At 62.8% G+C, this 11,088-nt stretch carries 15 protein-coding genes; 3 read left to right on the top strand and 12 right to left on the bottom strand.

The window, feature by feature from the left end; translation table 11 throughout:
• Positions 1-16: 16 nt before the first annotated feature.
• The gene (locus tag V6M89_RS11800) at positions 17-817 is read left to right on the top strand and encodes a substrate-binding periplasmic protein (protein WP_332853342.1); all 801 of its coding nucleotides are present in this window, start codon (positions 17-19) and stop codon (positions 815-817) included.
• A gap of 1 nt (position 818) precedes the next feature.
• On the opposite strand, the gene V6M89_RS11795 is transcribed toward V6M89_RS11800, so the two are convergent.
• From V6M89_RS11795 to V6M89_RS11765, 7 genes are all read right to left on the bottom strand, one after another.
• Positions 819-1,658 carry an endonuclease/exonuclease/phosphatase family protein gene (locus V6M89_RS11795; protein ID WP_332853341.1) on the bottom strand — a complete coding sequence of 280 codons (840 nt, stop codon included), beginning with the start codon at positions 1,656-1,658 and terminating at the stop codon, positions 819-821.
• Positions 1,659-1,723: 65 nt separating this feature from the next.
• Positions 1,724-1,996: a DUF2442 domain-containing protein gene (locus tag V6M89_RS11790; RefSeq protein ID WP_332853340.1), complete on the bottom strand. Its 273-nt coding sequence runs from the start codon at positions 1,994-1,996 to the stop codon at positions 1,724-1,726.
• Positions 1,974-2,213 carry a DUF4160 domain-containing protein gene (locus V6M89_RS11785; protein ID WP_116992716.1) on the bottom strand — a complete coding sequence of 80 codons (240 nt, stop codon included), beginning with the start codon at positions 2,211-2,213 and terminating at the stop codon, positions 1,974-1,976. The genes V6M89_RS11790 and V6M89_RS11785 overlap by 23 nt, the downstream gene beginning before the upstream one ends.
• A gap of 74 nt (positions 2,214-2,287) precedes the next feature.
• Positions 2,288-2,740, bottom strand: coding sequence for a dihydroneopterin triphosphate diphosphatase (gene nudB / locus V6M89_RS11780; RefSeq protein ID WP_332853339.1), 453 nt, complete (start codon positions 2,738-2,740; stop codon positions 2,288-2,290).
• Positions 2,741-2,785: 45 nt separating this feature from the next.
• Positions 2,786-4,585, bottom strand: coding sequence for an aspartate--tRNA ligase (gene aspS / locus V6M89_RS11775; RefSeq protein WP_332853363.1), 1,800 nt, complete (start codon positions 4,583-4,585; stop codon positions 2,786-2,788).
• 63 nt (positions 4,586-4,648) lie between these two features.
• Positions 4,649-5,269: a DUF502 domain-containing protein gene (locus tag V6M89_RS11770; protein WP_332853338.1), complete on the bottom strand. Its 621-nt coding sequence runs from the start codon at positions 5,267-5,269 to the stop codon at positions 4,649-4,651.
• A gap of 25 nt (positions 5,270-5,294) precedes the next feature.
• The gene (locus V6M89_RS11765; RefSeq protein WP_332853337.1) at positions 5,295-5,582 is read right to left on the bottom strand and encodes an FmdB family zinc ribbon protein; all 288 of its coding nucleotides are present in this window, start codon (positions 5,580-5,582) and stop codon (positions 5,295-5,297) included.
• 245 nt (positions 5,583-5,827) lie between these two features.
• Here V6M89_RS11765 and V6M89_RS11760 point away from each other — a divergent pair, with 245 nt between their 5' ends.
• Positions 5,828-6,034 carry a hypothetical protein gene (locus V6M89_RS11760; RefSeq protein ID WP_332853336.1) on the top strand — a complete coding sequence of 69 codons (207 nt, stop codon included), beginning with the start codon at positions 5,828-5,830 and terminating at the stop codon, positions 6,032-6,034.
• 100 nt (positions 6,035-6,134) lie between these two features.
• Positions 6,135-6,500, top strand: coding sequence for a YXWGXW repeat-containing protein (locus tag V6M89_RS11755; protein ID WP_332853335.1), 366 nt, complete (start codon positions 6,135-6,137; stop codon positions 6,498-6,500).
• Positions 6,501-6,503: 3 nt separating this feature from the next.
• Here the strand turns inward: V6M89_RS11755 and V6M89_RS11750 are convergent, their stop codons facing one another.
• The 5 genes from V6M89_RS11750 to ubiE all read right to left on the bottom strand — a co-directional run bounded on the left by V6M89_RS11750 (position 6,504) and on the right by ubiE (position 11,030).
• Positions 6,504-7,094 (bottom strand): methyltransferase domain-containing protein, encoded by a 591-nt coding sequence (locus V6M89_RS11750; protein ID WP_332853334.1) that lies wholly within the window; start codon positions 7,092-7,094, stop codon positions 6,504-6,506.
• 2 nt (positions 7,095-7,096) lie between these two features.
• Positions 7,097-8,665 (bottom strand): ubiquinone biosynthesis regulatory protein kinase UbiB, encoded by a 1,569-nt coding sequence (gene ubiB, locus V6M89_RS11745; protein WP_332853333.1) that lies wholly within the window; start codon positions 8,663-8,665, stop codon positions 7,097-7,099.
• Positions 8,662-9,264 carry a ubiquinone biosynthesis accessory factor UbiJ gene (locus V6M89_RS11740; protein WP_332853332.1) on the bottom strand — a complete coding sequence of 201 codons (603 nt, stop codon included), beginning with the start codon at positions 9,262-9,264 and terminating at the stop codon, positions 8,662-8,664. Before V6M89_RS11740 ends, ubiB begins: the two co-directional genes overlap by 4 nt.
• Positions 9,265-9,355: 91 nt before the next feature.
• Positions 9,356-10,282 (bottom strand): Tim44 domain-containing protein, encoded by a 927-nt coding sequence (locus tag V6M89_RS11735; protein ID WP_332853331.1) that lies wholly within the window; start codon positions 10,280-10,282, stop codon positions 9,356-9,358.
• A 13-nt stretch (positions 10,283-10,295) separates the two neighbouring features.
• Complete coding sequence (gene ubiE / locus V6M89_RS11730) at positions 10,296-11,030, bottom strand: bifunctional demethylmenaquinone methyltransferase/2-methoxy-6-polyprenyl-1,4-benzoquinol methylase UbiE (RefSeq protein WP_116992725.1); 735 nt, start codon at positions 11,028-11,030, stop codon at positions 10,296-10,298.
• Positions 11,031-11,088: the final 58 nt, after the last annotated feature.

Genomic DNA, 11,088 nt, shown 5'->3' with positions numbered 1-11,088 from the left:
CCTTGGAGCAAGACGGATGCCGACCCGTAGTCTACTGATGATGCTGGCAGTGTGCTGGGCCCAGGCCACTGCCGCCGAGCTCCAGGCCGATTGCCCCAAAGTGGTGGTGTCCGCCGATCCCGACTATCCGCCGCTGCACTGGTACGACGGCAAGGAGTTGCGCGGGCCAAGCATCGACCTCGCCACCCGTATCCTGGCCGACCTGAAGATCCCTTATGAAGTGCGTTATGTCGGCCCGTGGAAGCGGGTGCTGGCCAACGCCTCGATCGGCAGGATCGACCTGGTGGCGACGCTGAAAATCCAGCCCGAACGCGAACGCTACCTGGATTTTGTGCGCACGCCGGCGTTTCCCAATCCGGTGGCGGTGTTTGTGCCGCGCCAGCGCGCCTTCATCTTCAACACCTGGCAGGACCTGGCCAGCCACAAGGGCGGCATCGCGCTGGGCAATACCTTCGGCCAGGAGTTCTCGCAGTTTGCCGCCGCCAATCTGCGGCTGGAGGAATCGGGCACGGCGGACAGCAATTTCCGCAAGCTGGGCCTGGGCCGCATCGACTATTTCGTGAGCGGCCTGTTCACCGGCGAGGCCTGGCTGGCCCGCCATGGCCGCAACGCGCAGATCGTGGCGATGCGCCCCTTCCTGGCGGAAGACAAGAACTACTACGCCTTCTCCAAGTACAGCCCGTGCACCCGCCATCTCGACGCGTTTGAAGCGCGGCTCAAGGAGCTGGTGGCCAACAAGACCAATATCGCCATGCTGAACGCCAGCCTGCAAGGCCTGGACGTCAAGCTCGACAGCGCGACGCTGGGCCGCAAATAGTTCAGCCCAGCGTCAGGCTGGCGACGATGGGCGCGTGGTCGGACAGCTTGGCCCACAGGCTGCCGTGCATCACCTCGGCCGCCTCGACCTTGAAGCCGCGCACGTAGATGCGGTCCAGCCGGAAGAACGGCAGCGCCGCCGGAAAGGTGCGGGCCGGATTGACGCCCGGCTTGATGCTCGAATTCATGCTGGATTTGCGGCGCAAGGTGCGCACGATCTCGTCCAGCGCGGAGTTGGAGCCGATCTGGTCGAAGGCCTCGACCACGCCGAGCGCGTTGCGCAGTTCGCCGCTGAGGGTGTTGCGCCAATCGTTGAAATCGCCGGCGATGATGACCGGCTCGCCGTCCGGCGCGGATGCGCGCACGGCTGAGATCAAGGCCTGGGTCTGGCGGCGGCGGCCCGCCTCGAACAGGCCCAGGTGCACCACATAGCAATGCACCGTGCCGTGCGGCGTGTTCAGCACGCAGTGCAGGATGCCGCGTTGTTCGTAGGCGTGGTCGGAGACGTCATGGTTGGCCTGGTTGGCGATCGGGAAGGCGCTCAGCAGCGCGTTGCCGTGGTGGCCATGGTCGTAGATCGCGTTCATGCCGTAGGCGGTGTGGGCATGGCGCGACTCGCCGGCGAAATACTCGTGCTGCGCTGCGGCGGGCCAGTGCTTGTGGCCGAAGTGTTCGGCGCCGTACTTGGCGGCGTTCAGGTCGTGCTTGCCCTGTACCTCTTGTAAAAAAACCACATCGGCGTCGAACAGGCCGATCGCCTGCTTGAGCGCCAGCACCCGCGGCTCGCTGCGGATGGCGGATACGCCTTTGTGGATGTTGTAGGTCGCGACTCGGATTTTCATCCGTCTATTCTAACCCTGAGTCCGGGATCCGGGCGTACGCCGCCGCACATACAGCCGGCTGGCGCTCAGCGTTTAACGCCGGTTCGAAAACCTGCTGCCGGAAAACCTCGCAACATTCCCTCAACGCTCAAGTCCTCGTCAAACTGCTCCCAATGCAAACCATCACCGTCACCGATGATTTCCCATCGCTCAAGCTCCAAAAGAGTCGCGCTAGCCAACCGAGGATACCAGGCGAGAGGAGTACTGATGCGGCGCCCATCCATAAGCTCAACAGTGAGTGAATCCGCATCGAACGAGACACCTTTGATACGTTCATCAGGGATCGTCAAAGTAGTCATTCCATCTCCTCAAGAAATCCAGACGATAGCGAGAAATAATACGCTCAATTTCACGCAATTCAAGCGGCGTAAAGCGCCTGTTCCGCACTACGGTCAGGCTTTCAATCCAGAATTTTGCGGTCTTGCCATCCTTATCTACGTGGACGTGCGGAGGCTCACCAAACTCGTGACTAAAAAAATAGAACCGGTAGCCTTTGAACCGCAACAGCACTGGCATGACATGCTCCAGAAATCGATACGGATTTCCGAGTATGCGTCGGGACTGCTAGTCGCCATTTGAGGCGACACAAGCTAGCGGATCTGCTGGGGTAGCTGAAGCACGGCTTCGGCGTTGGAGGAGGAGAAGCATTTGTCGGCCGCTTCCAGATACGGCAGCCAGACGTGGTTCAGGTGCTCGCGCGGGGCCAGCTTGATGGCGATGTCGCGCGGGACTTCGACGCTGAAGACGTGCTCGGTATTTTCCGTCACGCCGGGCGCGTAGCGGTGGCGCCACACCGGATAGATCGTGTAGATGTTGGACAACTGCCAGTCGCGCAGCACGATGCGTTCGCCGTCGGCGACGATGCCGGTTTCCTCGAACAGCTCGCGGCGCGCGGTGTCCAGCAACGGCTCGTCGAGCGCGTCCAGCGAACCGGTCACCGATTGCCAGTAACCCGGCCGGTCGGCGCGTTCGATCAGCAGCACTTGCAGGTCGGCCGTGTGGATCACCACCAGCACCGACTCGGGAATCTTGTAAGGCTTCATAGTTCGGATAAAAGAAAAGGCGCCGAAGCGCCCTTTCCATTGCAATTAGCTGACTACTTTTGGCTCAGCCGCGCGCAGACGGATATGCAGTTCTTTCAACTGCTTCTCGTCCACTTCCGACGGCGCCTGGGTCAGCAGGCACTGGGCGCGCTGGGTTTTCGGGAAGGCGATCACGTCGCGGATCGAATCGGACTTGGTCATCAGGGTCACGATACGGTCCAGGCCGAATGCCAGGCCACCATGCGGCGGCGCGCCGTATTGCAGCGCGTCCAGCAGGAAGCCGAACTTCAGGCGGGCTTCGTCGGCGTCGATCTTCAACGCGCGGAACACTTTCGACTGTACTTCCTCGCGGTGGATACGGATCGAACCGCCGCCCAGTTCCCAGCCGTTCAGGACCATGTCGTAGGCCTTGGCGATGCAGGCGCCCGGATTGGTTTCCAGCCAGTCTTCATGGCCGTCTTTCGGCGCGGTGAACGGATGGTGGGTCGCGGTCCAGCGGTCGGCTTCTTCGTCGTATTCGAACATCGGGAAGTCGATCACCCACAGCGGCGCCCAGACGTCGTCGAACAGGCCGGCTTTCTTGCCGAATTCCGAATGGCCGATCTTGACGCGCAGCGCGCCGATGGCATCGTTGACCACCTTGGCTTTATCCGCACCGAAGAAGATCAGGTCGCCGTCTTCGGCGCCGGTCAGTTCCAGCACCTTGGCCAGCGCGGCGTCGTGCAGGTTCTTGACGATAGGCGATTGCAGACCGTCGCGGCCCTTGGCCTTCTCGTTGACCTTGATGTAAGCCAGGCCGCGCGCGCCGTAGATGGCGACGAACTGGGTGTAGGCGTCGATTTCCGAACGTGGCATGTCGCCGCCCTTCGGTACGCGCAGGCCCACAACACGGCCGTTAGGCATGTTGGCGGCGCCGGAGAATACCTTGAAGTCGACGTCCTTCATCACTTCGGTCAGGTCGGTGAACGACAGCTTGACGCGCATGTCCGGCTTGTCCGAACCGTATTTGCCCATGGCTTCGGCGAAGTCCATCACCGGGAACGGGTTAGGCAGTTCGACGTTCATGGTGTTGCGGAACACCTTGCGGATCATGTCTTCGAACAGGTCGCGGATTTCCTGTTCGGTCAGGAACGAGGTCTCGCAGTCGATCTGGGTGAATTCAGGCTGGCGGTCGGCGCGCAAGTCTTCGTCGCGGAAGCACTTGGTGATCTGGTAGTAACGGTCGAAGTTGGCGACCATCAGCAGCTGCTTGAACAGCTGCGGCGATTGCGGCAGCGCGAAGAAGTTGCCGGCGTTGACGCGCGACGGCACCAGGTAGTCGCGCGCGCCTTCCGGGGTCGACTTGGTCAGCATCGGGGTTTCGATGTCGATGAAACCCAGGTCGTCGAGGTACTTGCGCACTTCCATCGTGACCTTGTAGCGCAGGCGCAGGTTGTTCTGCATCTGTGGACGACGCAGGTCCAGCACGCGGTGGGTCAGGCGGGTGGTTTCGGACAGGTTGTCGTCGTCCAGCTGGAATGGAACGGCCACGGAGGCGTTCAGCACTTCCAGTTGCGAGCAGACCACTTCGATCTTGCCCGACGCCAGGTTGGCGTTGACGGTGCCGGCCAGGCGGTCCTTGACCACGCCGGTCACGCGCAGGCAGAACTCGTTACGCACGGCTTCGGCCGCCTTGAATACTTCAGCCTGCTCCGGATTGCACACGATCTGCACCAGGCCTTCGCGGTCGCGCAGGTCGATGAAGATCACGCCACCGTGGTCGCGGCGACGATGTACCCAGCCGCACAGGCTGACAGTTTGGCCAAGCAGCGCTTCAGTGGTGAGGCCGCAGTAGTGAGTACGCATTGAGGACATGTTTATTTCTCGGTTCAGGTTAAATTACTCAATTAATCTTGATTACTCAGATCTTTATTTGCTGGCGATCTCGATGGCCTTGGGCGCGTCTTCCGGCGCCACCACGCCCATCGAAACGATGTACTTCAGGGCCGCATCGACGGACATGTCGAGCTCGACCACGTCCTTGCGCGCCATCATCAGGAAAAAGCCCGACGTCGGATTCGGCGTGGTCGGGATGTAGACGCTGACGTAGTCGCCCACCAGGTGGTTCTTGACGTCGCCGCCGGGCGTGCCGGTCAGGAAGGCGATGGTCCACGAGTTCTGGTGCGGGTACGGAATCAGCACCGCCTTGCGGAAGGCATTGCCGGACGACGAGAACAGCGTGTCGGACACTTGCTTGACGCTGGAATACAGCGAGCTGACGACCGGAATGCGGGTCAGCAGTTTTTCCCACAGCTTGACCACGTAGTTGCCGACCAGGTTGTTGGTCAACAGGCCGGTCACGAACACGATCAGGATCGTCAGCACCGTGCCCAGGCCGGGAATATCGAAGCCGATCAGGGTACGCGGCTGCCAGCGTTCCGGCACAAACAGCAGGGACTGGTCCATGGTGCTGATGACCAGGTTCAGCACCCAGGCGGTAATCGCCAGGGGCACCAGGATCAGCAAGCCGGTAATGAAATATTTACGCATCGATTACTCTTAGGGTGGGTGTGCTTCAGTCCGACTTCGTGCCGGAAGCGGGCGCGGCAGGCGCGGCCGCCGGCGTCTCCGTCGGAGCAGGCGCGGCCGGTCCGGTCGCGGTGCCGGTGGCCGGCGGCGTGCCGCCACGGAAATCGGTCACATACCAGCCGGAACCCTTCAACTGGAAGCCGGCGGCGGTCAATTGTTTCTTAAACGTTTCTTTGCCACACGACAGGCAAACAGTCAGCTGCGGGTCGGACATCTTCTGCAAGACATCCTTGGCAAAACCACATGCCTCGCAGCGGTAAGCGTAGATCGGCATCTATTACTCCGCAAAAATCATCAAAACCCTGAATTATAAAGCTTTTTGCCGGCCGCCTGCCTGTTTCCTACAACCAAGGGCAGACGGGGCGCGCAATTAACCGTTTTCATAGCAAAAATCAATTCGCGAGTTGCCGGTCTCCATGTTTTAATATGCCACGTGCCGATTTCCCAATCCATGAATCGCCGTCTCAGCGCCGTCCAGGACTTTCGACGCACTCTACAGACCTATGATTGGGAAAAATAATGAAAAAACACGTTTACACCGCCCTGCTGGGCATCGCGCTCGCCACCCCCGCCTTTGCACAAAACAAATTCCAGCCATCCACGCCGGATGAGCCGTTGCGCCGCCGCACCATCGTGGGCTGCATGGCGCTGCTGGTCGGCCTGCACACCTACGACCGCCATTTCCGCAAGCAGAAACACACGCTGCAAATGCTGGCCGCCGACTGATTGCGGCCCCGGCGTTGATTTGCGCGCTAGTGCGGCCGTCCGCACATACAGCGCGGCAGGAACTCCTTATAACGGTAGCACCAACCTAAAGGAGTTCAACATGATCAAGAAACTACTGCTTGCCGCCGCCATCGCAGCTTCCGCCGGTACCGTGACGCTGTCAGCGTCGGCCGCTGTCATTGTTGTTCAAACCGCGCCGCCGGCGCCGCGCAACGAAGTGGCGCCGCCGCCACGACACGGCTACGTCTGGGCGCCCGGCTACTGGGACTGGAAAAACAACCGCCACTTCTGGGTCAAAGGCCACTGGGAGCGCGAACGCCGCGGCTACGTCTATCACCAGCCGGCATGGGCCGAACGCAACGGTCACTGGGAAATGACGCGTGGCAGCTGGGCGCGCGGCGACGCCGACCATGACGGCATCCCGAACGGCGTCGACAACCATCCCAACAATCCCCGCCGCGACTAAGCGCTAGCGACGGCGCCAGATCATCCAGCGCTCCTTGCCCTCGAACACCGGGATGGAATCGCTGACGGCGTCGTCGGCGATGCACTCGAAGTCGGCCTCCAGCAAGGCTTCCAGCTCGGCGCGCGTGATGCCGAACGGCGGGCCCTTGGGCGCGTCGTCGAAGAAGAAGTAGCCGGCCAGCAGCGCGCCCGGCGCCAGCAAGGCCGCCCAGCGCGCCGCCACCTGAGGCCGCATCGCGCGCGGCAAGGCGCACAGGAAGGCGCGCTCGTAGATCAGTTGCAAGGGACTTTCCGGCTGCCAGGCGAAGAAATCGGCCTCGACCACGCGCGCCGCGTGCGCTCCGACCGCCGCCTTGCCCGCCGCCACCGCGGCCGGCGAGAAATCGATGGCCACCGCGTCCCAGCCCGCATCGGCCAGAAACGCCAGCTCGTAGGCCGAGCCACAGCCCGGTATCAAGGTCGTCAGCGGCCCGCTGGCGGCGAAGTCGCGCAGGGCCTGCGGCACGCCGCCCCGGTCCCAGGGCGTGAACCGGCGCTCGAAGCGCTCGTCCCAGAACGCCGGCGACATCGGGTCGCGCTGTGCGAAGTCCACCATGGTCAGAGGAAGTGATGCCAGCGCAGGTACAGCTGGTAGCCGGCGACGCCGATGCCGAACGCGCCGGCGAAGTAGATCACCAGGCTCAGCAGACGGTTGGTGCGCTGCTGTTCGTGGATCAGCACCTTGATCAGCTCGGTGTTATCGGACGGCCGCTCGCCCTGCTGCTCCAGCGCGCGGTGCAGCAGGCGCGGCAGTTGCGGCAGGATGTGGGTGTAGCGCGGCGCTTCCGCCTTCAGGCGCTGCCACATGCCCTGCCAGCCGACCTGCTCGGCCATCCAGTTCTCCAGGTAGGGCTTGGCGGTCTTCCACAAGTCCAGGTCGGGGTCCAGCTGGCGGCCCAGGCCTTCGATATTGAGCAGCGTCTTTTGCAGCAGCACCAGTTGCGGCTGCACTTCGACGTTGAAGCGGCGCGAGGTCTGGAACAGGCGCAGCAGGATCTGGCCGAAGGAGATGTCCTTCAGCGGACGGTCGAAGATCGGCTCGCAGCAGGCGCGCACGGCGGACTCCAGCTCGTCGACCCGGGTTTCCTTGGGCGCCCAGCCGGACTCGATGTGGGCCTCGGCCACGCGCTTGTAGTCGCGACGGAAGAAGGCCAGGAAGTTCTGCGACAGGTAATCCTTGTCGAAGTCGTTCAGCGTGCCGACGATGCCGAAGTCGAGCGCGATGTAGCGGCCGAAGGTGGCCGGGTCGATCGACACCAGGATATTCCCCGGATGCATATCGGCATGGAAAAAGCCGTCGCGGAACACCTGCGTGAAGAAGATCTCGACGCCGTCGCTGGACAGTTTTTTCAGGTCGACGCCGGCCGCCTCCAGCCGGTCGATCTGCGACACCGGAATGCCGTGCATGCGCTCCATCACGATCACGCTGTTGGAGCAGTAGTCCCAATGCATCTCCGGCACCAGCAGCAGCTTGGAGTCGGCGAAGTTGCGGCGCAGCTGGCTGGCGTTGGCCGCCTCGCGCATCAGGTCCAGCTCGTCGTGCAGGTATTTGTCGAACTCGGCGACCACTTCCTTCGGCTTCAGGCGCTTGCTGTCGGCCCAGATGCGGCCTATCCATTCGGCCGCGATGTGCATCAGCGCCACGTCCTCGTCGATGGACTTCTTCATGCCCGGACGCAGCACCTTGACCGCCACCTGCTTGCCGTCCTTGAGCGTGGCGAAGTGCACCTGCGCGATCGAGGCCGACGCCACCGGCGTGCGCTCGAAGCTGGCGAACAGCTGGTCGGGATGGGCGCCCAGCGACTTGCGGATCTGCGCGATGGCCAGGTCGGAATCGAACGGCGGCACGCGGTCCTGCAGACGCGACAGTTCCTCGACCAGGTCGGCCGGGATCAGGTCGCGCCGGGTCGACAGCACCTGGCCGAACTTGACGAAGATCGGCCCCAGGTCTTCCAGCGCCATGCGCAGGCGCACGCCGCGCGGCGCCGACAGGTCGCGCCAGAAGAACACGGTATCGATCAGCTTGGCGATGCGCGGTTTTTTCAGGCCGGAGATGGCGATTTCGTCGAGGCCGTATTGCACCGATACCCGCAGGATCTTCAGCAGGCGTAAAAATTTCAACATCATTTGGGATCCAGTTTCTGTTCCAGTTTGGCCAGGCGCTTGGCGGCGCGTTCGACGTCGTCGCGCAGGCGCACCACGTCGGCCGAGAAGGCTTCCACCGTTTGCGGGCGGATCAGCACAGGTTTTTCATCGAGCAGGAATTCGGCGACGTTTTCGGCCAGCTTCTGGTGGCCGTTCCTGACCGCTTCAAAGACCGACCTGGCGCCGGACACCATGCGCACGGCGGCGATCGGGCCCACCACTTTTTCCAGGTCGTGCTCGGCTTCCCAGCGCAGCGACTTGCTCAGGTTGGAGATGGCGTTGGCGAATTCGGCGTCGCCCTCGATCTGCACGTAGGAAAACGCCCGCTCGCGGTTCTGCGCGATCAGCGGCAGGTCGGACAGCTTGACGCGGATGGTGACGCGGGCCGGCTCTTCGGGCGGCGCGGCTTCCAGCATGCCGTCGGCCGTCACGCGCAGGCGCAGCACCACCGCGCCGGTGTCGATGGCGGCGATCTTGCCGGCGTGGCGCTGCAACTCCTTGCGCGCCCACGGCTCCTGCGCCAGCAAGTGATTGATGGCGGCGCTGGCCGGCGCCGCAGCGGAGAAATTCGGTGGTGTCATTCGTCTACCGTGAAAACAAAAACCGCAAAACAAAACCGCCCGGAAGTACGGGCGGTCTTGATCTTACCAGCTTGCCGCGAATTGTCGGCAATTACGCGAGCTGTTGAATACCAGCCAGCAGCCAGCCAGACGCACCGGAAACCGGCTTGGACAGGTTCCAGACCTCGTTGAACGGCTCGGCCAGCGCATCCGGCGCGGGCTTGATGGTGCCGGTGAACTTGACGCTGGCGAGGTAATCGCTGTCGCTGGTTTCAATGCCCAGCAGCTCGGCGTCGATGGTGACGACGTCGGTGTAGTCCTTTTGCGCGCCGCGCTCGCTGATCTGCATCTTCAGCTCGGCAAACACCTCGGGCGTGGTGAATTCGCGGATATCGGCCGAATCGCCCTTGTCCCAGGCCGCTTGCAGGCGGATGAAGTTGCTCTTGGCCACGCGCAGGAAGGACGGCGCGTCGAAGTCGGCCGGCACGCCCCAAGGCGTGTGGGCGACCGGCGCGGCGGCTTGCTGCACTGGCTCAGGCTGCAAGCGCGAACCGATCTCCGGCGTGCCGCTGGATGGCGGCATCGAATACACGTTGTTGCCGCCGTTGTTGCCGCCGAATGCGGCCGGCGCCGCAGCTGCAGGCTGCGAGCGGCCGCGGATCAGGCGGATGACGAAGAACACCGCGCCGGCCAGCAGCGCCAGCATCAGCAGCGAACCGAGCATGCCGCCCATGGCGCCACCCAGACCGAAGTGCGAGAACAGTGCGCCGATACCCAGGCCCAGCAGCGCGCCGCCCAGGATACCTTTCCATGGGCTGGCCGGCTTCGGCGGGATCGCGGCCGGCGGGGCGGCCGGCGTTGGCGCGGCCTGACGCGGCGCTGTTGGCGCAGGCGCGGCGGCCGGCGGCATGCGGTTGACGCTTTGCGATTGACGTCCGATCGAACGGCCGCCGCCCATTGGACGGGCCAGCGCCTCGCCCAGCATCGACAGCGCGGAAACGGCCAGCACGGCGCCGATCAGGATTTTCTTGATGTTCATGGCATTCCTATCACTACAGTTTGATACCGGTGTGTAAAGCGGCCACACCTGCCGTCAGGTTGTAATACGTTACCCGTTCCAGGCCCGCCTCTTCCATCATGGTCTTCAGCGTTTCCTGGTCCGGGTGCATGCGGATCGACTCGGCCAGGTAGCGGTAGCTTTCGGCGTCGTTGGCGATCTTCTGGCCCATCCACGGCAGGATCTTGAACGAATAGAAATCGTAAGGTTTCTGCAGCGGCTCGGCCACTTTCGAGAATTCCAGCACCAGCAGCTTGCCGCCCGGCTTGAGCACGCGGCGCATTTCAGCCAGCGCCTGGTCCTTGTGGGTCATATTGCGCAGGCCGAAGGCGACGCTGACGCGGTCGAAGTAATTATCCGGGAACGGCAGTTTTTCTGCGTCACATAGCAATGTGGGGGTCAACAGGCCGCGATTCAAGAGGCGGTCGCGGCCCACGCGCAGCATCGACTCGTTGATGTCGGTGAGCCAGACCTCGCCGGTCGGGCCCGCTTGCTTGGCGAATACCTTGGCCAGGTCACCGGTGCCGCCGGCGATGTCCAGGCACTTGAAACCGGGACGCACGGCGGCGTTGGCGATGGTGAAAGTCTTCCACAGGCGGTGCAGGCCGGCCGACATGACGTCGTTCATGATGTCGTACTTGGCGGCGACAGAATGGAAAACCTTGGCGACTTCGCGGACTTTGTCGTCTTCCGCGACGGTTTTGTAACCGAAGTGAGTGGTATTGGTCATGGTAGGCAGGCCTGTTAGTTTGCCTGCATTATACAAGCTGACAGCATTGAGGGCGGGC

Origin of the sequence: Duganella sp. S19_KUP01_CR8, assembly GCF_036688705.1 — a bacterium.
GTDB lineage: Bacteria > Pseudomonadota > Gammaproteobacteria > Burkholderiales > Burkholderiaceae_D > Rugamonas.
Note: the sequence above shows the minus strand (reverse complement) of the source record. Positions and strands in the feature narration are given on the sequence as shown.

Bases quoted from the DNA above. Each gene is read 5' to 3' on its own strand.
- V6M89_RS11800 (WP_332853342.1), top strand. From the start codon at position 17: ATGCCGACCCGTAGTCTACTGATGATGCTGGCAGTGTGCTGGGCCCAG.
- V6M89_RS11795 (WP_332853341.1), bottom strand. From the start codon at position 1,658: ATGAAAATCCGAGTCGCGACCTACAACATCCACAAAGGCGTATCCGCC.
- V6M89_RS11790 (WP_332853340.1), bottom strand. From the start codon at position 1,996: ATGACTACTTTGACGATCCCTGATGAACGTATCAAAGGTGTCTCGTTC.
- V6M89_RS11785 (WP_116992716.1), bottom strand. From the start codon at position 2,213: ATGCCAGTGCTGTTGCGGTTCAAAGGCTACCGGTTCTATTTTTTTAGT.
- nudB (WP_332853339.1), bottom strand. From the start codon at position 2,740: ATGAAGCCTTACAAGATTCCCGAGTCGGTGCTGGTGGTGATCCACACG.
- aspS (WP_332853363.1), bottom strand. From the start codon at position 4,585: ATGCGTACTCACTACTGCGGCCTCACCACTGAAGCGCTGCTTGGCCAA.
- V6M89_RS11770 (WP_332853338.1), bottom strand. From the start codon at position 5,269: ATGCGTAAATATTTCATTACCGGCTTGCTGATCCTGGTGCCCCTGGCG.
- V6M89_RS11765 (WP_332853337.1), bottom strand. From the start codon at position 5,582: ATGCCGATCTACGCTTACCGCTGCGAGGCATGTGGTTTTGCCAAGGAT.
- V6M89_RS11760 (WP_332853336.1), top strand. From the start codon at position 5,828: ATGAAAAAACACGTTTACACCGCCCTGCTGGGCATCGCGCTCGCCACC.
- V6M89_RS11755 (WP_332853335.1), top strand. From the start codon at position 6,135: ATGATCAAGAAACTACTGCTTGCCGCCGCCATCGCAGCTTCCGCCGGT.
- V6M89_RS11750 (WP_332853334.1), bottom strand. From the start codon at position 7,094: ATGGTGGACTTCGCACAGCGCGACCCGATGTCGCCGGCGTTCTGGGAC.
- ubiB (WP_332853333.1), bottom strand. From the start codon at position 8,665: ATGATGTTGAAATTTTTACGCCTGCTGAAGATCCTGCGGGTATCGGTG.
- V6M89_RS11740 (WP_332853332.1), bottom strand. From the start codon at position 9,264: ATGACACCACCGAATTTCTCCGCTGCGGCGCCGGCCAGCGCCGCCATC.
- V6M89_RS11735 (WP_332853331.1), bottom strand. From the start codon at position 10,282: ATGAACATCAAGAAAATCCTGATCGGCGCCGTGCTGGCCGTTTCCGCG.
- ubiE (WP_116992725.1), bottom strand. From the start codon at position 11,030: ATGACCAATACCACTCACTTCGGTTACAAAACCGTCGCGGAAGACGAC.